Here is an 18,619-nt window from a genome sequence, read left to right as displayed (position 1 = left end):
GATTGTGCGACTAGGCTGCACAATCATGGAACTGCGCCATCTCCACCACTTCGTCGCCGTCGCCGAGGACCAGCACTTCACCCGGGCGGCCGAGCGGCTGATGGTGTCCCAGTCCGGCCTGTCCGCCTCGATCCGCGCGCTGGAGCGGGAGTTGCAGACCCCGCTTTTCGTGCGCACCACCCGCCGGGTCACGCTCACCGAGGCCGGGCGGGCCCTGCTGCGGGAGGCGGAGCGGATCCTCGCCGGGGTGCGGGCCGCGCACGAGGCGGTCGCCGCGGTGCAGGGCGTGCTGCGCGGCACCCTGTCGCTGGGCACCGAGCAGTGCATCGCCGGGGTGAACGTGGCCGGGCTGCTCGCCGCCTTCCGGCGGCGCCATCCGGACGTCGAGATCCGGCTGCGACAGACCGGCTCCGGCGCGCTCGCCGAGGAGGTCGCCGCCGGGCGCCTGGACTGCGCCTTCGTCTACCGCACCCAGGCCGACACCGAGCAGCTGCGCTCGGTCGCGCTGGCCGGCGAGCCGATGACGGTGCTGTGCCATCCCTCGCACCGGCTGGCCGCGTCCGGTGCCGCGGTCCCGCTCGACGACCTGGGCGGCGAGGTCTTCGTCGACTTCCACCCCGACTGGGGTCCGCGCGGCGCCACCGACGCCGCCTTCGCCGCGGCGGGCGTGCGGCGCACCGTCGCGCTGGAGGTCAACGACGTGCACAGCCTGCTGGACCTGGTCGACGAGAACCTCGGCATCGCCGTGGTGCCGCGCCACTTCCGCCACAAGCGGCCGTCACTGACCGCGCTCCCGGTCAAGGGCGGCGACCACCCGGCGTACGAGACGGTGGCCCTGCTGCCCCCGGCCCAGTCCACCAGCCCGGCGGCACGGGCGCTGATGACGCTGCGGGAGAGCCACGGCGACTGCCCATGACGCGCGGGCCGGTGACACTTCGGGCCGGCGACACGGCGTGATCCCGAAACGGGGAGCGCCCACGCCCGGCGTGCGCGATGGTGGACGTATGCATGCGAAGGACATCCTCATCGACGGCTACGGCCGCATCCGCGAAGAAGTCCATGCCGCCGTCGAGGGGCTGGGCCCGGACGAACTCGCCGCCCGCCCCTTTGCCGACGCCAACTCCATCGCCTGGCTGATCTGGCATCTCACCCGGGTCCAGGACGACCACATCGCCGACGCCTTCGATCTGGACCAGGTGTGGCTGAGCCAGGACTGGGAGAAGCGGTTCGGCCTGGATCTGCCGCGCAAGGACACCGGGTACGGGCACACCTCGGCCAAGGTCGCCAAGGTACGGGTCGACTCCCCCGACCTGCTCACCGGCTACTACGACGCCGTTCACGAACAGACCCTGTCGGCCCTGCGCAGCCTGGCCGCCAAGGACCTGGAGCGCGTCGTCGACGAGCGCTGGGACCCGCCGGTCACCCTCGCGGTGCGCCTGGTCAGCGTCCTGTCCGACGACCTTCAGCACGTCGGACAGGCCGCCTACGTCCGCGGGCTGCTCTAGGCGCCGTCTCTACAGCGCGTAGCCCGGCAGGATCACGTCCTCGATGAGGGCCTTGCGCTCGTCGAACGGGAGGAACGCGCTCTTGACGGCGTTCACCGTGACCGTGCGCAGGTCCTCGACCGTCCAGCCGGCCTGTTCCACCAGCAGGGACATCTCGCGGGTCATGGACGTCCCCGACACCAGACGGTTGTCGGTGTTGAGGGTGACGCGGAAGCCGAGGTCCTTCAGCGCGGTGATCGGGTGCTCGGCTATGGACGTGGCGCAGCCGGTCTGCAGGTTGGACGTCGGGCACATCTCCAGCGCGATCCGGCGGTCGCGGATCCAGGAGGCGAGGCGGCCGAGCTTGCCCTCCACGATGTCCTCGGTGATCCGCACGCCGTGCCCGATGCGCTGCGCGCCGCACACCTGAAGGGCCTGGTGGATGCTGGGCAGGCCGTGCGCCTCGCCGGCGTGGATGGTGAACGGCACGCTCTCGCGGCGCAGGTGCTCGAAGGCGGCGAGGTGGTCGGCGGGCGGGAAGCCGTCCTCGGCGCCGGCGATGTCGAAGCCGACGACTCCGGCGTCACGGAAGGCGACGGCCAGGTCGGCGGCCTCGCGGACCCGGTCGAACATGCGCATGCCGCACAGCAGGGTGCCGACGCGCACGGGCGTCCCGGCGGCGGCCGCCTTGGCCATACCGGCGGCGAGGCCCTCCTGGACGGTCTCCACGACTTCGCTCATCGCCAGGCCGCCCTGCGTGTTCAGCTCGGGCGCGTAGCGCACCTCGGCGTAGACGACGCCGTCGGCGGCGAGGTCGAGGACGTACTCCTCGGCGGTGCGCAGCAGGCCCTCGCGGGTCTGCATCACGGCGAGGGTGTGCTCGAAGGTGGCGATGTAGCGCACCAGGTCACCGGAGTTGGCGGCCTCGTAGTACCAGGCGGCCAGCTCGTCGGGGTCGGTGGTGGGCAGGGTGTGGCCGACCTCGGCGGCCAGCTCCACGACGGTGGCGGGGCGCAGGCCACCGTCCAGGTGGTCGTGCAGGACGGCCTTGGGCAGGCGGCGGATCACATCGGCGTCTACGCGCGTAGCGGTCATGGCGGGTCTTTCCTCGAGCGGGCGGTTCACAAAAACGGGGCCGGGATCGGCGGGCAGGGACCGAGGACGTCAGCCGGCGGGCTGGAGCAGGTCCCAGCGGTTGCCGTACAGGTCCTGGAAGACGACGACGCTGCCGTACGGCTCGTGCCGCGGCTCCTCCAGGAAGGTCACGCCGGCGGCCGCCATGCGGGCGTGGTCGCGGGCGAAGTCGTCGGTGTGCAGGAAGAAGCCGACTCGCCCGCCGGTCTGGTCGCCGACCCGGGCCGCCTGCGTCTCGCTCTTGGCCCGGGCCAGCAGCAGACCGGTGCCGTCGGTACCGGGGCCGGGCTCGACGACGACCCAGCGGGAGCCGTCGGGGCGCGGGGCGTCCTCGGCGAGACGGAACCCGAGGGCCTCGGTGTAGAAGCGGATCGCCTCGTCGTAGTCGTCGACGACGAGGGTGACCAGGGCGATGCGTCTCATCGGTACCTTCCGTGCGGGCGATTAGCGGGAGAGGTTATACGTAAAACTACGTGGGCGCCAATCCCCCTCGCCCGACCTAGGGCGACGGTCGCATCCCGGGCGGGACCGAAGCCCCAGGCGCCGGCCGCGGACGGTGACTATCGTCCCGGGGATGAAGATCACCGAGGAGCCCCGTGACGCCGTCCGGCGCAAGCGGGATGTGCTGGCACGGCTGGGCCGGGAGCGCGATGTGTGGGTGGCGACGGCGGACGCCGGGGGGCTGCCCTGCCTGGTGGCGCTGTGGTTCGCCTGGGACGGCGAGTCGCTGTGGCTGTCGACCCGGCTCACCAACCCGACCGGCCGCAATCTGCGGGACGGCCGGCGCGCCCGGCTGGCGTTCGGGGACACCCAGGACGTGGTGCTGATCGACGGGGAGGTGGAGACGTACGGCGCCGCCGGGGTGCCGGCCGCGGCCGCGGCGGCGTTCACGCAGCGGACCGGCTGGGATCCCCGCCGGGACAGCGCGACGTACGCCTTCTTCCGGGTGCGGCCGGTAGCTGTCCAGGCATGGCGCGGTGAACACGAGCTGCCTGGGCGGCACTTGATGCGCGCAGGAGGGTGGGTGATCTAGCCGCCCGGGAGTCACTCGGTGGCCTCCAGGGGGTTACCCAGTGGTAATTCCCGGTGGTTTGATGTCCGGCGCCGCTGCTCACGTCCCTTCACCCCACAGGGAGATCCAGTGACGCTTCCCGCACCGCGCCGCACCCTGGGCGCCGTCGTGCTCGCCCTGGCCCTGCCCGCCGCCGCACTGGCCGGCGCGGCACCCTCGGCCGCGGCCGATCCCGCTCCGCCGCTGAGGGTGCTCACGTACAACACCTTCCTCATGAGCCGGAACCTGTACCCGAACTGGGGTCAGGACCACCGGGCAGCGGAGATCCCGAAGACGTCCTTCTTCCACGGCAACGACGTCGTGGTGCTGCAGGAGGCGTTCGACAACTCAGCCTCCGACGCGCTGAAGAGGGCAGCCGCGGCCGAGTATCCCTACCAGACCCCGGTGGTGGGGCGGAGCAAGGACGGCTGGGACGCCACCGGCGGCGCGTACGCGTCGACGACGCCGGAGGACGGTGGCGTCACGGTGCTGAGCAAGTGGCCCGTCCTGCACAAGGAGCAGTACGTCTACAACGACGCCTGCGGGGCGGACTGGTGGTCCAACAAGGGCTTCGCCTATGTGGTGTTGAACGTCAACGGCACGAAGGTGCACGTCGTCGGCACGCACGCACAGTCCACGGACCCGGGCTGCGATGCGGGCGAGGCCGCGGCGATGCGCGGCCGGCAGTTCAGGGCGATCGACGCCTTCCTCGACGCCAAGAACATCCCGGTGAACGAGGAGGTGCTGGTCGTCGGCGACATGAACGTCGACTCGCGCAGCGCCGAGTACGGCTCGATGCTCCGCGACGCCGATCTCGTCGGGGCCGACGCCCGCATCGGGCACCCGTACTCCTTCGACACGCAGGACAACTCCATCGCCCACTACCGCTACCCGAGCGACCCGCGTGAGGACCTGGACCACATCCTCTACCGCGCGGGGCATGCCCGGCCGGCGGTGTGGAAGAACGAGGTGGTCGAGGAAGAGTCGGCGCCCTGGACAGTGTCGAGCTGGGGCACCGACTACACCTACACGAACCTCTCCGACCACTATCCGGTGACCGGCTACGCGGGCTGAGACGCCTGCCCGTGCAGGGCGTTCAGCCGTGACAGCTCCTCGTCGGTGAGGCGGAGGGCTCCCGCTGCCACGTTCTCGGCGAGGTGGCCGGGGTTGCCGGTGCCGGGGATGGCGAGGACGTGCGGGCCCTGGTGCAGCGTCCAGGCGAGGCGGACCTGTGCCGGGCTCGCGCCGTGGGCGCGGGCGACGTCGAGGACCGCGTCGTCGTGCGCGGTGGTCGCGCCCCGCTCGCCGGCCTCACCGGCGACGGCGTAGAAGGGCACGAAGGCGATGCCCGCCTCGCCGCACAGACGCAGGACCTCCGCGCTCTCGGGCGGGCGGTGGTCGAGCCCGTAGCGGTTCTGCACGGACACCACCGGCGCGATGGCCCGCGCCTCGGCGAGATGGCGGGCCCCGACGTCGGAGATCCCCAGGTGGCGGATCAGACCGGCCTCGCGCAGCTCGGCCAGGGCGCCGAAGTGCTCGCTGATCGACTCCTGCCGCATGCGGCGCAGGTAGACCAGGTCGAGGTGGTCACGGCCGAGCTGGCGCAGATTCTCCTCGACGTGCCCGCGCAGTTCGTCGGGCCGGGCGGAGGTGGCCCACTCCCCCGTGTACGTGCGGAACGGGCCGACCTTGACGGCGATCACGAGATCGTCCGGGTACGGCGACAGGGCGCTGTTGATGAGTTCGTTGGCGGAGCGCAGGGAGGAGAAGTAGAAGGCGGCCGTGTCGATGTGGTCGACGCCGAGCTCGACCGCCTTGCGCAGCACGGCCATGGAGCGGTTGCGGTCGCTCGGGGTGCCGTGGTGGAAGGCCGCGCTGCCCGTCAGCCGCATCGCGCCGAAGCCGACGCGGCTGACGGTGAGATCGCCGAGTTTCCAGGTGCCCGCACTGTCTGCGGTGATCGTTTCCGTGGTCATCGGCGGATCCTATCCGTACGGCAGTCCTCAGAGCGGCTTGCTCAGGAGGGCCTTGCGGTGGCTGAACGTCTCCAGGGAGTACCGGCCGTGGTAGTTGCCCATGCCGCTCTCGCCGACGCCGCCGAACGGCAGGTCGGAGACGGTGAGATGGGCGAGCGGCAGCCCGTACCCGAGTCCGCCGGAGGAGGTCTCGGCGGCGATGCGGCGGCGGGTGTCTTCGGAGTCGGAGAACACGTACAGGGCGAGCGGCTTGTCCCGGTCGTCGATGAAGGCGATGGCCTCGTCCAGGCCGGCGACGGTGACGATCGGCAGGATCGGTCCGAAGATCTCCTCCTGCATCACCGGGGCCTTCGGGTCGACGTCGGCCAGGACGGTCGGCGCGAGGTACTTGGCGTCCCGGTCGCTGTCGCCGCCGACGACCACGCGGCCGGAGTCCAGCAGGGCGGTGAGCCGGTCGAAGTGGCGTTCGTTGACGATGCGGCTGTAGTGCGGGGCGGTCCGCGGGTCGGTGCCGTAGACCTTCTCGACGGCTGCGGCGAGGGCCGGTTCGAGGGCGGCGGCCGTGGCGGGGTCGGTCAGGACGTAGTCGGGGGCGACGCAGGTCTGGCCGGCGTTGAGGAACTTGCCGCGCACCAGGCGGTCGGCGACGACGTGGAGGTCGGCGCCCGCGTCGACGAACGCCGGTGACTTGCCGCCGAGTTCGAGGGTGACCGGGGTGAGGTGCTCGGCGGCGGCGCGCATGACGATACGGCCGACGGTGCCGTTGCCGGTGTAGAAGATGTGGTCGAAGCGCTCGGCGAGCAGGGCCGTGGTCTCCGGGACGCCGCCCTCGACGACGGCGACCGCGTCGGTGTCGAGGTGGGCGGTCAGCAGCCGGGCCAGCGCGGCGGAGGTGGCCGGGGCCAGCTCGCTGGGCTTGACGACCACGGCGTTGCCGGCGGCGAGGGCGCCGACGAGCGGGGCGAGCAGGAGCTGGGCGGGGTAGTTCCACGGCGCGATGACGAGGACGACACCGAGGGGGTCGTACTGCGTCCAGGCGGTGGCGTCGGCGCCGAGGTGGGCCGGGACGGGGGCGGGCTCGGGGCGCAGCCAGTCGTCGAGGTGGGCGAGGGTGTGGTCGATCTCCCGGATCGTGAAGTCGATCTCCGTACGGTAGGCCTCCGCCTCGCTCTTGCCGAGGTCGGCGTGGAGGGCGGCGGCCAGTTCGGTGCCCTGGTCGGTGAGCATCGTGCGCAGGGCGCGCAGCTGGGCGGTGCGCCAGGCGACGGGCTTGGTGCGGCCGGTGCGGAATGTGGCGCGCAGCCGGTCGACGGTGGCGCCGATCTGCTCGGGGGTCTGGTTCACAATGCCTCCTCGGTGGATGCATTTGCCAACCTTTCAGGTACGAAATGAATTCCCGCGGGTGATCGACGTCACGGGACCAGCTCCCGGCGGCGCCGCTCCAGGTAGCCACGTTCGGCGGGGCCGGGGACGAGCGCGAGCGCCCGGTCGTACGCCCGCAGGGCATCCGCCGTCCGCCCCAGCCGGCGCAGCAGGTCGGCACGTACGGCGTGGTGGACGTGGTAGCCGTCCAGGTCCAGGGCGTCCACCAGGGCCAGCGCGGGCTCGGGACCTTCGGTCTCGGCGACGGCCACCGCGCGGTTGAGCGCGACGACCGGGCTCGGCGCGAGGGCCATGAGGTGGTCGTACAACTGCCGGATCTGGGTCCAGTCGGTGTCCTCGGCGGCGCGGGCGTCGCTGTGGACGGCGTTGATCGCGGCCTGGATCTGGTAGGGGCCGGGCCGGTCCCGGCGCAGGCAGCGGCGGACCAGGTCCTGTCCTTCGGCGATCAGCGCGCGGTCCCAGCGGGAGCGGTCCTGTTCGGGCAGCGGGATCAGGGCGCCGGAGGCGTCGGTGCGGGCGGGGCGGCGCGCTTCGGTGAGCAGCACCAGCGCGAGCAGGCCGGTGACCTCGGGTTCGTCCGGCATCAGCTCGGCCAGCAGCCGGCCCAGGCGTACCGCTTCGGCGCACAGTTCGGGGTCGCCCGCGTATCCCTCGTTGTAGATGAGGTAGACCACCGCGAGCACCCCGCGCAGCCGGTCGGGCAGATCGGCGTCGCGCGGCACTCGGTACGGGATGCGGGCGTTGCGGATCTTCGCCTTGGCGCGCACGATTCGCTGGGCCATCGTCGCCTCGGGCACGAGGAAGGCGCGGGCGATCTGCGCGGTGCCGAGTCCGCCGAGCAGCCGCAGGGTGAGCGCGGCCTGGGCGGAGGTGGCGAGCGCGGGATGGCAGCAGGTGAAGATCAGACGGAGCCGGTCGTCGCGCACGGGGCCCTCCTCGGCCGGCGGGTCGGCGGCGAACAGCCGGGCCGCCTCGGCGTGCCGCGCGTCCCGCGTGGACTCGCGGCGCAGCCGGTCGACGGCGCGATTGCGGGCGGTGGTGATGATCCACCCGGCGGGGCTCGGCGGCACGCCCTTGTCCGGCCAGGTGCGCAGGGCCACGGTGAAGGCGTCCTGCACCGCTTCCTCGGCGAGGTCGATGTCGCCGACGAAGCGGACGAGGACGGCGACCGCGCGGCCGTACTCCGCGCGGAAGACGGACTCGACGTCGGCGGTCATCGGTCCGCTTCGCCCAGGAAGGGCCGCACCTCGATCGGCAGGGTGGTGGCGAGGGCGGCCTTGCGGCCCCAGTCCAGGGCGGCGTCCAGGTCGGGCGCCTTGATCAGGCAGATGCCGCCCAGGTGCTCCTTGCCCTCGGCGTACGGCCCGTCGGTGATCAGCACCTCGCCGCCCTCGGGGCGCAGCACGGTGGAGGACTCCGGTCCATGCAGGCCGCCGGCGAACACCCAGGCGCCGGCCTGGCGCAGTTCCTGGTGGAAGACCTCGAGGTTCTTCCCGATCCCGGCGAGCACTTCGGGCGCGGGCGGTTCACCGACCGGCTGCATCACGCTGAGCAGGTAGTACGTCATGACGGCCTCCTCGGCCTTGTGGGGTTGTGTCACCTCCTACACGAACGACCGCGGCCCGGATCGACATCCGGGCCGACGGGATCGGAAAAAAATCTGGGCGGCGTCGGCGCCGCCTGGTTCGTGAACGGCACCTGAGTCGCAGGCGGGGACGCCGGGGCGGACGGGTGGCGCCACAGTCCCTGTGCGGCCAGCCGTGGCAGGACGCCTTCGCCGAACCAGTACGCCTCCTCCAGGTGCGGGTAGCCGGACAGGACGAACTCGTCGATGCCGAGGGCGGCGTACTCCTTGATGCGTTCGGCGACCTCGTCGTGGCTGCCGACCAGCGCGGTGCCGGCGCCGCCTCGCACCAGGCCGATGCCGGCCCACAGATTGGGGTGGATCTCCAGGCCGTCGCGGCCGCCGCCGTGCAGCGCGAGCATCCGCCGCTGGCCCTCCGACTCGCTGCGGGCGAGCCCGGACTGCACCGACCGCACTGTCTCGGGGTCGAACCCGGACAGCAGCCGGTCCGCCTCGGCCCACGCCTGCGCGGCGGTGTCACGGGTGATGACGTGCAGCCGGATGCCGAAGCGCAGGGTGCGGCCGTGCCGGGCGGCGAGCTTCCTGATCCAGGCGATCTTCTCGGCGACCTGGGCGGGCGGTTCGCCCCAGGTGAGGTAGACGTCCACGTGCCGGGCGGCGACGTCCCCGGCGATCGGCGAGGAGCCGCCGAAGTACACCTGGGGGACGGGGTCGGGCAGCCGGGCGAGCGACGCGTCCTCGACCCGCAGGTGCTCGCCGTCCAGGTCGACGCTCCTGCCGTCCCACAGACCCCGCACGATCTCCAGGAACTCCCCGGTGCGCCGGTAGCGGGCTTCCTTGTCGAGGAAGTCGCCGTAGGCGCGCTGCTCCTGGCTCTCGCCGCCGGTGACGGCGTTCAGCAACAGCCGTCCGCCGGTGTGCCGTTGGAAGGTGGACGCCATCTGCGCGGCGAGCGTCGGGGAGACGAAGCCGGGCCGGAAGGCGACGAGGAACTTCAGCCGCTCGGTGTTCTGGCTGACCATCGCGGTGGTCAGCCACGCGTCCTCGCACCAGGCACCGGTCGGGGTGAGCGCGCCGACGAAGCCGAGATCCTCGGCGGCGCGGGCGATCTGGCTCAGATAGCCGACCGTGGGCGGCCGGTCCCGGCCTGAGGCGGTGGCCGGGGTGCCGTGGCCGCCGCCGACGACATCGCGGCTGTCGCCGTTGGTGGGCAGGAACCAGTGGAAGGTGAGGGACACGGCGTTTCTCCGTTCGAGAGGGCCCGGCCTGGGGCCGCCAGGACGCGTGATGGCGTCCGTCCGGGCGGACCGGCGCAGGGGTCCGCCCGGGGAGCGGGGCAGGCTGGGCCAGGGTCTGACCGGGTGGTGGGGCGGGTCAGCTCGCCGCGGCCAGGACGGGGCTGCGGTGCAGGGCCGCCCCGAAGTGGTCGACGACCTGCCCCAGGGCCTCGGCGGTGGCCGGGGCGACGGTCACCGAGCCGTCCTCGCGGACGGTGATGTCCTTGTCGAGGGTGAACCAGCCCGGGACGATGTGCGCGGCGCCCATGGAGTTCAGCACCGGGCGCAGCGCGTAGTCCAGCGCCAGGACGTGCGCGGTGCTGCCGCCGGTGGCCAGCGGCAGGACGGTCTTGCCGGTCAGCGCGTACTGCGGGAGCAGGTCCAGCAGTGCCTTGAGCACGCCGGAGTACGCCGCCTTGTACACGGGCGTGCCGACGACGACCCCGTCGGCGCGGGCGAACAGTTCTGTGGCCTCGACGATCGCCGGGTGCCGGAAGTCGGCGCCGAGGAGGGCCTCGGCGGGGACGGTGCGTACGTCCAGCGGGATGACGTCGTGGCCCTGCGCGGCCAGCCGCTGGTCGAGGTGGCGCAGCAGACGGGCGGTGCGGGAGGTGGCGGAGGGGCTGCCGGAGACGGACAGGACGATGGCCATGGGTCCTCTTTCTTACGGAACTCCGGTGGCGGAGCTGCGGGGGCGCGCGGGGGCGGGCGTGCACGCAGGCGTGGCGGCGTGGTGGGACGCGCGACCACGCAGGGGTGCGCGGTGGCGAGGGAAGTGGGCACGCCGGATTCAGGGCAGGCGGCGGGAAGCCGGTTCAGACGGCTGGTGAGGAAAAGAGGCTCGGCGGAGTCAGGCCGCGAGGCGACAGCAGGCGCTGGAGACGCGCGCGAGGTCGACGTGCCGTCGCCGCGTGAGGTCCAGTCGCATGGTCATGCCATGGATCGTGGCAGCAGCGGAGGAGCACCGTCAAGGAAAACCCGGTCGTTCTCGCATCGCGGACCCAGGGGGCCCACCACCCCTGCGACCTCTACACATAAGGGTGAAGTAAGAGCAAAATGGACAGAGGTGGCGCCGACCGCTCACCACACCGGACACGGTCGGCCGGCCAGTCAAAGGAGACAAGTCATGGCCAACCTCTCGCACGGCAGGGGTGACATCACCACTCACCCGGACGTCTCCGAGATGCAGGCGCGGTACGCCCGCATGCTCGGCGGTCGTGATGTGGCGCTCGTGGACGGGCCGGTGTTCCTGCTCGGCCTGTACTGCGCCGTGTCCCCGTGGATCGTTCACTACACGACAAGCCAGCCCCCGCTGGTGACGCACAACCTCATCATCGGTATCGCGATCGGCCTTCTGGCCCTCGGCTTCACCCGCGCCCCCGAGCGCATGTACGGCCTGAGCTGGGCCATGTGCGCCCTGGGCATCTGGATGATCATCGCCCCGTGGGTCGTCGGCAGCAGCCCGGACACGGGCGTGGTGGTGAACAACATCGTCATCGGCGCCCTGGCGCTCGTGCTCGGAATGCTGTGCGCCGGTACGGCGGCCAGGAGCGCGCCACCCCGGCCGTGACACCCGGACGGTGACCCCCGGATCACTACCACCCCGGCCATCATCAGGTGGGGCATCACACGAGAAGAAGGCGAAGGAAACAAGGGCCGGTCCGCATGACGCGGACCGGCCGCTCGGTCACACCCGCGCACAGTCCGGACCAGGCCAAGCGTGTGTACGTCAAGACGGTGAAGCTCGCCCACAAGGTCTCCACCGCGAAGGTCTTCAAGAGCGGCAAGCACCGCTACGAGGCGGAGATCCGGGCCAAGGACGTCAAGTACGGCACCCTCGTCGCGCACGGCAAGCCCGCGCACGGCGTGAACAACCGGCTCCGCGTCACGCTGCGGCGACCGGCAGGACGAGGACACCACCACGCCGGACGCCCAGCCCGCGGCACAGCAGGGCATCGTCCCGTGGAGGGCGGTCCGGCAGGACCGCCCTCCACGGCGTCAGCTCACGCTCATCGAGGTGTCGTCGAGGACGAACGAGGTCTGGAGGGTGGACCCCTCGGTGCCGGTGAACTTGATCGTGACGGTCTGTCCGGCGTAGCCCGCGAGGCTGAAGCTGCGCTGGGTGTAACCGCTCGCCGCGTTCAGGTTCGAGTAGGTCGCGAGGGTCGACAGCACCGTGCCGCTGCTGCTCACGACCTGCGCCTTGAGGGTGTCGTAGGCCGTGGTCGTGGTCGCCTCGGCGGTGTCGACGTGGAGATAGAAGGTGAGGGTGGCGTTCGTGCACCCGGCGGGGATGGTCACCGACTGCGCGAGGGTGTCGGTGTGGGCGGCGCCGTAGCCGTTCAGCCAGGCCTTGTAGGAACCGGTACGGGCGGCCTCGCCGGTGTCGTTGGTGATGACCCCGCTGGAGGCGCTCCAGGCGGTGGCACCGGACTCGAAGCCGGGGTTGGCGAGCAGCTGGGCGGCCGTGCATGTGCCGGTCGTGCCCCCGCTCGTGGTGCCCGTGCCGGCGAGCCAGGCGGTGGCGTTCAGGGCGAGCGGGGCGTCGGTCGCGCTGGTGTCGTTCCAGCCGTCGTACAACGTGTTGCCCGACTGGCCGGTGCCGTCGTCGATGGGCGAACTGTCGCCCCAGAAGGCGACGCGGCCGCTGCCGAAGGTGCTGGTGGCGAAGAAGGCACCGGTGTTGCCCGAGTAACCGGTGCGGTAGAGCAGGCCCTTGACGCTCGGATTGTCCGCGGGCTTGAGCGTGGCGGTGGTGCCACTGGCGATGAGGCTCTTGGTGACGGTGCCGAACGAGCCGTGCAGCACGGGGTCGGTGGCGTCGCTGATCGCGGCCGGGTGGTCGGAGCTGATGCTCAGGGCGTCGATGGAGAAGCCGAAGGGGTCGGTGGAGTCGACGCTGTTGTTCGTCATCAGGTCGTTGAGGATCTCGACGGCGTCCTGGCCGTCGTTGTTGCGGTCGGCCCCGGTGTGGTCCGAGATCATGAACAGACCGCCGCCGTTCTTGACGAAGTTCATGATCGCCGTCTTCTCGGCGCTGGTGAACAGCGTGTTGGGCTCGGGCAGCACCAGCGTGTCGAACTGGGACAGGTCCGTCGCCGAGGTGCCGCCGTAGCTCAGGCTCGAACCGGAGGGCAGCGTCTTCAGGCTGTAACCGCCGGTCTTTTGCAGCGCCACGCCCCAGGACGACAGGGCACCCGTCCAGTCGGTCTCGGCGGACGGGGTGGCGTCCTGGCCCAGCGGGTCGGGCTGACTGGTGGAGATGATCCAGTCGGCGTTGCCGGCCGTCTCGGCGTGGGCGTTGTCGAACAGGACGCGGTGGGGGGTGGCCGCGTGGGCCGGGGTGGCCGTGGCACCGGTCTGCAGCGCGGCTCCGGTGAGGCACAGGCCGAGGGCGGCGAGGACGGTGGTGACCGTGCGGCGGGGTCTGATCGATCCGGACATCCGGCGAACCTCCGGGTGAGGGGGAGAGTAGGCGGTGGGGGCGCCGATCTCCGCGCGTAGAGAAGAGCCGAGCGGGAGTGTTCTACACGCGTGGAGACAGTTGAAAGGTACATGGCATGACGGCGCGGTGAACAGAGCGCGCGTTCGCTCGACACCGGGGAGGCGGGACCTCGGTGGGACCCTCCTGCCGATGGAACGCCTCACGCCTGACCTCGGTGTCGATGCCGGTGCCGGGGGGTGCTCGCGGCACCACGGTCGAGAACCAGGTGCTGGAGCTGACGCAGGAGCTACGGGCTCCGAACGTCCAGTCCCGCCGGGGGCCAGCCGGGCCGACCGCGTCCTGAGCGCGGACGCGGTCGGCGGTGGGGCGGTTTTCTCCGGGGCGGCTTGACGGGGCCCGGGCCGCCACCGCCGCGGCATCGGGCGCCATGCTTGGCCGCCATCGCCGGATCAGCGCCCATGCTCGACGCCGGCGTCGAATCAGGGCCGCGTCCACGGCCACTGCCGCCGGATCAGCGCCCCGTCCGCCGCCGCTGCGGCTGGATCAGCGCCCCGTCTGTGGCCGGAAGCGCCGGTAGAGGGCGGCGCCGCCGAGGACGAGGGCCGCGCTGCCGACCGCGGCGGGCAGGTCCAGGTCCGCGCCGGTGTTCGCGAGGGAGGTGACGACCTGCCGATTCGGGACGTGCGGCGCGGGGTGACGCTTCGGGGGCGCGGCCGGACGCGGGGTGGGCCGGGCGGGACCGGGAGCCGGGTGGCCGCCGGAGTGGTTCACGGACGTGTTGCCGGTGGCCTGATTGCCGATGCCGACGACGTTCACACTGTTGCCGCTGACGTTGACCGGCAGGTGGACCGGGAGCTGGATGCCGTTGCCGGAGAGCACTCCCGGTGAGTCGGACGTGACGCCGTCGGCCCGCACCCCGCCGGAGTTCCCGGAGCCGCCCGGGCCCGGGGCACCGGAGCGGGTGTGGGCCGAGCCGCCGGCACCCGGTGCCGGGGCGCCGCCGCCGGAGGTGTTCGCGCAGCGGTTGCCCGCCGCGGGGTTGAGCACACCGGCCACGCTCACCGTGTTCCCGCACAGGTTCACGGGCACCTGCACCGGGAGCTGGAGGGTGTTGCCGGAGATCAGCCCGGGTGAGCCGGCGGCCGAGCCGTCCGCCGCGGAGTCGGCGTACGCGGCCCCCGTCAGGGCCATCGCACCCGACGCGGCGGCGACGGCGATCAGACCGTTTCGGGTAACCCGTTTCATAGGCTCCCTGCCTTCCAGACATGGACACGGGCACTCGCCCGCACCGACTGGAACGCAGCCCGGCGGTCCGGGTTATGGGCGTATCGGACGTTGATTGTTTCTTCACTCCATCGAGCGGCATGTTTGTCGAACAAGCGGTAAAGCCGCACGGGCCGTGACATCCCGGGCGCGGTCCGGACGCCCCGGGTACGGACTCCCCGGCACGCCCCGGGCCGGCGGAGCGGGGCTCGTGTCACCGGTCCGTGCGCGGACGGGCGGGGCGTGCGCGGCCCGCTTATGGTGAGCGAGGGCGCCGGTTCCGGTCCGCGACGGGGCGCCCTGGGAGGCAAGGATGCTGTCCGAGCGGTCGACGCGGTCCGCGGCGATACGCCGCTGCGCGCTCTCCGGAGCCCTCGGGTTCGCCCTGCTGGCTACGGGAGTGCCGGCGGCGCACGCCGGTTCCGGGCCCGACCTGAGCCGGTTCTACGACCAGAAGATCACCTGGGGCCGATGCCAGGGCGACGGGATGCCCAGGGACCTGCAGTGCGGGAAGATCACCGTCCCGCTCGACTACGCGCACCCCCGGGCGGGCAAGCTGGACCTGGCCGTGGCCCGCTACCGTGCGACCGGTCACCGGCGCGGCTCGGTGGTGCTCAACTTCGGCGGGCCGGGCGGTGCGGGCGTGCCCCAGCTCGCCGACAGCGGCAAGGACTTCATGGGGCTCACCAACGGCTATGACGTGGTGACGTTCGACCCCCGTGGCGTCGGCCGCTCCTCTCCGGTCAGCTGCGGGGAGGGCGAGGACGACGCGTTCGCGGCGGTGGCGGGCCAGGACGAACTGGCCGACCCGCGGGCCGCGCTGGAGCAGCTGCGCCAGGCGGCCGTGGCCTGTGCCCGGCACTCGGGTCCGGTGCTGCGGCACATCGGCACGGTCGACGCGGCCCGCGACCTGGACGTGATGCGCGCGGCACTCGGCGAAGGCAAGCTCAACTATCTCGGCTTCTCCTACGGCACCCGGCTCGGCGCGGTCTACGCGGCCCGGTTCCCGGACCGGGTGGGCCGGGTGGTGCTGGACGGTGTGGACACACTCTCCGAGCCGCTGACCGAGCAGGGCATCGCGGGGGCGCAGGGCCAGCAGGTGGCGCTGGACGACTTCGTCGACTGGTGCGTGCAGGACATCGCGTGCCCGTTCGGCGAGGACGCGCGCTCGGCCCGCGAGCAGGTCGTGAAGCTCATCCACTCGATGGACGAGGACCCGGTGCAGAGCGGTATCGGCAAGCCGTTCACCGGCCAGGACCTGGTGGGCGCGATCGGGCAGGGGCTGTACAGCAAGAAGCTGTGGCCCTCGCTGGAGCGGGCGCTGGCCGAGCTGGTCCAGGACGGTGACACCAACGGCGTGATGGGCTTCGCGTCCGGCGGTTTTGCTCCGCCGGTCCGCCGCGACCCGGGCGATCGCGGTGGCACGGGGCTGACGGACGCCGACGACGTCCCGCTGGACAACCCTCCGGCGGCGCTGATGGCGATCAACTGCGCCGACGATCCCGACCGGCCCTCCGCCGACCGGATCACCAGGGATCTGGGCCGGCTGCGCGCCGCCTACGAGCAGGCCTCACCCGTCTTCGGCCGGTTCCGGCTGGCGCAGGTGCTGATGTGCTACGGCCGGCCCGCGGGCACCGACTTCGTCCGCGAGAAGGTCAAGGACCTGCACTCGGCGAAGATGCTGCTCGTCGGCACGCGGGGTGACCCGGCGACGCCGTACCGCTGGACGCAGGAGACCGCCGAGCGCCTCGGCTCCTCGGCGGTGGTGCTGGACAACCGAGGCGACGGTCACACGGGCTACGGGTCGTCCAAGTGCGTGCACCGCAAGGTCGACGACTTCCTGCTGTACGGATCGCTGCCGGTGAGCGGCAGCTCGTGCGGGCCGGACGAGGAGGACTGACGTCGCGCACCCTCGGACGTGGAACGGTGCCGGGCGTCGCGCTCAGGCCGCCTGTTCGGCCAGGAACCGGTCGATCGCCCGGGTCAGTTCCCGCGGTTTCTCCAGGGGCAGTTCGTGCCCGGCGTCGATCAGCCGGACCACGGCGTCCGGATAGGCGGTGGCCATCCGCAGCATCTGCGCGACCGGCAACTGGACGTCGCGGGCGCCGTGGACGAGCAGGGTGGGCGTGCGGATCTCGCCGACCCGGTCGAGGACGTCGAAGGCCCGCATGGCGCCGTAGAGGGTCATGACGACCTCGCGCGGGGTGGCGGCGGAGGCCGCGATGGAGCGGCGGATCTCCTCGCGCGGGTGTCCGGGGGCGAAGGCGCGCCGGATGTTGGCGGCGACGAACAGCCGGTACGGCACGAGCGTGGACGCCGCCATCAGCAGGCCCCTGGCCCGGCTGTATGTCATCCGGCCGATGGTGCCCACCAGGACCAGTCGCTCGACGCGCGCGGGATGGGACAGGGCGATGGTCTGCGCGATCATCCCGCCCATGGAGTGACCGGCCAGGACGCAGCGCTCGACCTGAAGGTGGTCGAGCAGTGCGAGCACGTCGTCGGCCAGTGCCGCGATGGTGCGCACACCCGCGCCGCTGCTCTCGCCGTGCCCGCGCAGGTCGAGCCGGATGACCCGGCGCCGCCGCGCGAAGTGGCCGACCTGGTGGTCCCAGCGGTGCCGGTCGGCCGTCCAGCCGTGCACGAACACCAGGGGCGCCGCGCCGTCGCGGGGGCCCTCGTCGTCGTACGTCAGTGTCGCGCCGTCGACCTCGAGCTGCGGCATGGGCGTCTCCTGGGAGCGATCCGGTTACTGGCGGGTAGCGTAACCGTCCGCAGGTCGCGCGTCACTGCCGTGGAGCTGTGAAGATCCCCGCAGGAACAGCCAGAGTTACCCCAAATGCCCGATACGCGAATCAGCCCTATGGTGCTGTCATGGAGCATGCACTGAGCCCTGCCACTCTCGCCGAACTGCGCCGTCCGCGGCCGTATCCGGCGGTGTCCGTACTGACGCCGACCCATCGCCGCGAACCCGACAACTCCCAGGACCGGGTCCGGCTGCGCAATGTCGTGGCCGAGGCCAAGCGCCGGCTGGAGGCCGACCCGGCCGTCAGCCGGGAACGGCGCGCCGAGGTCGCGCGCGAACTCGACCGGGCATTGGCCGAGGTGGACCTGACCCACGCCGAGGACGGGCTGGTGATCTTCGCCGCTCCCGGTGAGCATCAGGTGTGGTCGCTGGCCCGTTCCGTGCCGGAACGGGTGGTGCTGTCGGACACCTTCCTGACCCGCAACCTGGTCTCCGCCCAGGCCGCCGACCGGCCGTTCTGGGTGCTGTCGGTCTCCGCCGACCGCGTCACGCTGTGGAGCGGCGGCCACGACCGGGTGGCCGAGGACCACACCGGCGGCTTCCCCCGGACCCGCAGCCGGGACAACTTCGACGCCGAGCGCCAGGAGCGCATCGGCGACCTGCAGAGCACGTTCCGCGACGAGGGCACCCGCCAGTTCCTGCGGGAGGCCGACACGGCGATGGCCGAGGTGCTGCGCCAGGACTCCCGGCCGGTCTACGTCACCGGTGAGCAGGCCGCGCTGTCCCTGTTCGACGACGTCGGCACGGTCGCCAAGTGCGCGGTGCACATACGGCACGGCGGACTCACCCACGCCTCGCCCGAGGCGGTGTGGCGAGCCGTACGGCCGGTCGTGGCCGAACAGCAGCGCCGGACGGCCGACACGGTCGCGGCGGAACTCGAAGCGGCCCGCGGACGGCGCGCGTTCGCGGCCGGGCTCGACGAGATCTGGCGCAGCGCCCGCGAGGCCCGCGTGCGGCTGCTCGCCGTCGAGGAGAACTACCAGGTGACGGTCCGCGACGTCGGCGACCATCTGGAGCCCGCCGCGGACGGCGAACTCGACGCCCGCGAGGACGTCGTCGACGAGATCGTCGAGCAGTGCCTGGAGACCGGCGCGGACGTGCGGTTCGTCCCCGACGGCTCACTGCGCGACGCGGAGGGCATCGCGGGCGTGCTGCGGTTCTGACCCTCCCGCGCCGGCTCCCGCGCGGCCTTGACTGCCGTGACACCCTGGTTCGCGT

At 72.1% G+C, this 18,619-nt stretch carries 18 protein-coding genes and 1 pseudogene; 7 read left to right on the top strand and 12 right to left on the bottom strand.

Annotation, left to right across the window (positions count from 1 at the left end; all coding sequences use genetic code 11):
* The first annotated feature begins 25 nt into the window (after positions 1-25).
* Positions 26-916 carry a LysR family transcriptional regulator gene (locus tag ACF1GV_RS15485; RefSeq protein ID WP_391680515.1) on the top strand — a complete coding sequence of 297 codons (891 nt, stop codon included), beginning with the start codon at positions 26-28 and terminating at the stop codon, positions 914-916.
* Positions 917-1,004: 88 nt separating this feature from the next.
* Positions 1,005-1,505: a DUF664 domain-containing protein gene (locus ACF1GV_RS15480; RefSeq protein WP_391680514.1), complete on the top strand. Its 501-nt coding sequence runs from the start codon at positions 1,005-1,007 to the stop codon at positions 1,503-1,505.
* Positions 1,506-1,514: 9 nt separating this feature from the next.
* Here the strand turns inward: ACF1GV_RS15480 and ACF1GV_RS15475 are convergent, their stop codons facing one another.
* Both ACF1GV_RS15475 and ACF1GV_RS15470 read right to left on the bottom strand, forming a co-directional pair.
* Positions 1,515-2,579, bottom strand: a complete 1,065-nt coding sequence (locus ACF1GV_RS15475) for an adenosine deaminase (protein ID WP_391680512.1) — start codon at positions 2,577-2,579, stop codon at positions 1,515-1,517.
* 69 nt (positions 2,580-2,648) lie between these two features.
* A complete protein-coding gene (locus ACF1GV_RS15470; protein ID WP_391680510.1) occupies positions 2,649-3,041 on the bottom strand; it encodes a VOC family protein in 393 nt (130 codons plus the stop codon).
* Positions 3,042-3,192: 151 nt separating this feature from the next.
* Between ACF1GV_RS15470 and ACF1GV_RS15465 the strand changes: the two genes are divergently transcribed.
* Positions 3,193-3,651, top strand: coding sequence for a pyridoxamine 5'-phosphate oxidase family protein (locus ACF1GV_RS15465; protein ID WP_391680509.1), 459 nt, complete (start codon positions 3,193-3,195; stop codon positions 3,649-3,651).
* Between the two features lie 108 nt (positions 3,652-3,759).
* Positions 3,760-4,743, top strand: coding sequence for a sphingomyelin phosphodiesterase (gene sph, locus ACF1GV_RS15460; RefSeq protein WP_391680508.1), 984 nt, complete (start codon positions 3,760-3,762; stop codon positions 4,741-4,743).
* On the opposite strand, the gene ACF1GV_RS15455 is transcribed toward sph, so the two are convergent.
* The 7 genes and pseudogenes from ACF1GV_RS15455 to ACF1GV_RS15425 all read right to left on the bottom strand — a co-directional run bounded on the left by ACF1GV_RS15455 (position 4,731) and on the right by ACF1GV_RS15425 (position 10,818).
* Complete coding sequence (locus ACF1GV_RS15455) at positions 4,731-5,645, bottom strand: aldo/keto reductase (protein WP_391680507.1); 915 nt, start codon at positions 5,643-5,645, stop codon at positions 4,731-4,733. The genes sph and ACF1GV_RS15455 overlap by 13 nt on opposite strands.
* A gap of 27 nt (positions 5,646-5,672) precedes the next feature.
* Positions 5,673-6,989, bottom strand: coding sequence for an aldehyde dehydrogenase family protein (locus tag ACF1GV_RS15450; protein ID WP_391680505.1), 1,317 nt, complete (start codon positions 6,987-6,989; stop codon positions 5,673-5,675).
* Between the two features lie 68 nt (positions 6,990-7,057).
* Positions 7,058-8,245 (bottom strand): RNA polymerase sigma factor, encoded by a 1,188-nt coding sequence (locus ACF1GV_RS15445; RefSeq protein ID WP_391680503.1) that lies wholly within the window; start codon positions 8,243-8,245, stop codon positions 7,058-7,060.
* Complete coding sequence (locus ACF1GV_RS15440) at positions 8,242-8,595, bottom strand: YciI family protein (RefSeq protein ID WP_391680501.1); 354 nt, start codon at positions 8,593-8,595, stop codon at positions 8,242-8,244. Before ACF1GV_RS15440 ends, ACF1GV_RS15445 begins: the two co-directional genes overlap by 4 nt.
* Positions 8,596-8,711: 116 nt before the next feature.
* Positions 8,712-9,851 (bottom strand): annotated as a pseudogene (locus tag ACF1GV_RS15435) (LLM class flavin-dependent oxidoreductase); the annotation flags it as partial.
* A 136-nt stretch (positions 9,852-9,987) separates the two neighbouring features.
* Positions 9,988-10,542: an NADPH-dependent FMN reductase gene (ssuE, locus tag ACF1GV_RS15430; RefSeq protein ID WP_363266681.1), complete on the bottom strand. Its 555-nt coding sequence runs from the start codon at positions 10,540-10,542 to the stop codon at positions 9,988-9,990.
* 198 nt (positions 10,543-10,740) lie between these two features.
* Positions 10,741-10,818 carry a putative leader peptide gene (locus ACF1GV_RS15425; RefSeq protein ID WP_363266797.1) on the bottom strand — a complete coding sequence of 26 codons (78 nt, stop codon included), beginning with the start codon at positions 10,816-10,818 and terminating at the stop codon, positions 10,741-10,743.
* Positions 10,819-11,016: 198 nt separating this feature from the next.
* Here ACF1GV_RS15425 and ACF1GV_RS15420 point away from each other — a divergent pair, with 198 nt between their 5' ends.
* Positions 11,017-11,460: an SPW repeat protein gene (locus tag ACF1GV_RS15420; RefSeq protein WP_363266680.1), complete on the top strand. Its 444-nt coding sequence runs from the start codon at positions 11,017-11,019 to the stop codon at positions 11,458-11,460.
* Between the two features lie 428 nt (positions 11,461-11,888).
* On the opposite strand, the gene ACF1GV_RS15415 is transcribed toward ACF1GV_RS15420, so the two are convergent.
* Complete coding sequence (locus tag ACF1GV_RS15415; RefSeq protein ID WP_391680500.1) at positions 11,889-13,334, bottom strand: hydrolase; 1,446 nt, start codon at positions 13,332-13,334, stop codon at positions 11,889-11,891.
* 544 nt (positions 13,335-13,878) lie between these two features.
* Positions 13,879-14,580, bottom strand: coding sequence for a chaplin (locus ACF1GV_RS15410; RefSeq protein WP_391680499.1), 702 nt, complete (start codon positions 14,578-14,580; stop codon positions 13,879-13,881).
* 331 nt (positions 14,581-14,911) lie between these two features.
* On the opposite strand from ACF1GV_RS15410, the gene ACF1GV_RS15405 reads away from it, so the two are divergent.
* Positions 14,912-16,498 carry an alpha/beta hydrolase gene (locus tag ACF1GV_RS15405; protein WP_391680498.1) on the top strand — a complete coding sequence of 529 codons (1,587 nt, stop codon included), beginning with the start codon at positions 14,912-14,914 and terminating at the stop codon, positions 16,496-16,498.
* Positions 16,499-16,540: 42 nt separating this feature from the next.
* Here the strand turns inward: ACF1GV_RS15405 and ACF1GV_RS15400 are convergent, their stop codons facing one another.
* Complete coding sequence (locus tag ACF1GV_RS15400) at positions 16,541-17,320, bottom strand: alpha/beta fold hydrolase (protein WP_391680496.1); 780 nt, start codon at positions 17,318-17,320, stop codon at positions 16,541-16,543.
* A gap of 149 nt (positions 17,321-17,469) precedes the next feature.
* Here ACF1GV_RS15400 and ACF1GV_RS15395 point away from each other — a divergent pair, with 149 nt between their 5' ends.
* Positions 17,470-18,564, top strand: a complete 1,095-nt coding sequence (locus ACF1GV_RS15395) for a chemotaxis protein (RefSeq protein ID WP_391680494.1) — start codon at positions 17,470-17,472, stop codon at positions 18,562-18,564.
* The last annotated feature ends 55 nt before the right edge of the window (positions 18,565-18,619 follow it).

The organism is Streptomyces sp. NPDC014006 (assembly GCF_043088925.1).
Taxonomy (GTDB): domain Bacteria; phylum Actinomycetota; class Actinomycetes; order Streptomycetales; family Streptomycetaceae; genus Streptomyces.
This window is presented reverse-complemented; position numbering and strand designations above follow the sequence as displayed.

Excerpts from the sequence above, each read along its gene's own strand:
- ACF1GV_RS15420 (WP_363266680.1), top strand. The coding sequence starts at position 11,017 with ATGGCCAACCTCTCGCACGGCAGGGGTGACATCACCACTCACCCGGAC.
- ACF1GV_RS15470 (WP_391680510.1), bottom strand. The coding sequence starts at position 3,041 with ATGAGACGCATCGCCCTGGTCACCCTCGTCGTCGACGACTACGACGAG.
- ACF1GV_RS15445 (WP_391680503.1), bottom strand. The coding sequence starts at position 8,245 with ATGACCGCCGACGTCGAGTCCGTCTTCCGCGCGGAGTACGGCCGCGCG.
- ACF1GV_RS15465 (WP_391680509.1), top strand. The coding sequence starts at position 3,193 with ATGAAGATCACCGAGGAGCCCCGTGACGCCGTCCGGCGCAAGCGGGAT.
- ACF1GV_RS15475 (WP_391680512.1), bottom strand. The coding sequence starts at position 2,579 with ATGACCGCTACGCGCGTAGACGCCGATGTGATCCGCCGCCTGCCCAAG.
- ACF1GV_RS15425 (WP_363266797.1), bottom strand. The coding sequence starts at position 10,818 with ATGCGACTGGACCTCACGCGGCGACGGCACGTCGACCTCGCGCGCGTC.
- ACF1GV_RS15485 (WP_391680515.1), top strand. The coding sequence starts at position 26 with ATGGAACTGCGCCATCTCCACCACTTCGTCGCCGTCGCCGAGGACCAG.
- ACF1GV_RS15455 (WP_391680507.1), bottom strand. The coding sequence starts at position 5,645 with ATGACCACGGAAACGATCACCGCAGACAGTGCGGGCACCTGGAAACTC.
- ACF1GV_RS15415 (WP_391680500.1), bottom strand. The coding sequence starts at position 13,334 with ATGTCCGGATCGATCAGACCCCGCCGCACGGTCACCACCGTCCTCGCC.
- ssuE (WP_363266681.1), bottom strand. The coding sequence starts at position 10,542 with ATGGCCATCGTCCTGTCCGTCTCCGGCAGCCCCTCCGCCACCTCCCGC.
- ACF1GV_RS15405 (WP_391680498.1), top strand. The coding sequence starts at position 14,912 with ATGCTGTCCGAGCGGTCGACGCGGTCCGCGGCGATACGCCGCTGCGCG.
- ACF1GV_RS15400 (WP_391680496.1), bottom strand. The coding sequence starts at position 17,320 with ATGCCGCAGCTCGAGGTCGACGGCGCGACACTGACGTACGACGACGAG.
- ACF1GV_RS15395 (WP_391680494.1), top strand. The coding sequence starts at position 17,470 with ATGGAGCATGCACTGAGCCCTGCCACTCTCGCCGAACTGCGCCGTCCG.
- ACF1GV_RS15480 (WP_391680514.1), top strand. The coding sequence starts at position 1,005 with ATGCATGCGAAGGACATCCTCATCGACGGCTACGGCCGCATCCGCGAA.
- ACF1GV_RS15410 (WP_391680499.1), bottom strand. The coding sequence starts at position 14,580 with ATGAAACGGGTTACCCGAAACGGTCTGATCGCCGTCGCCGCCGCGTCG.
- ACF1GV_RS15440 (WP_391680501.1), bottom strand. The coding sequence starts at position 8,595 with ATGACGTACTACCTGCTCAGCGTGATGCAGCCGGTCGGTGAACCGCCC.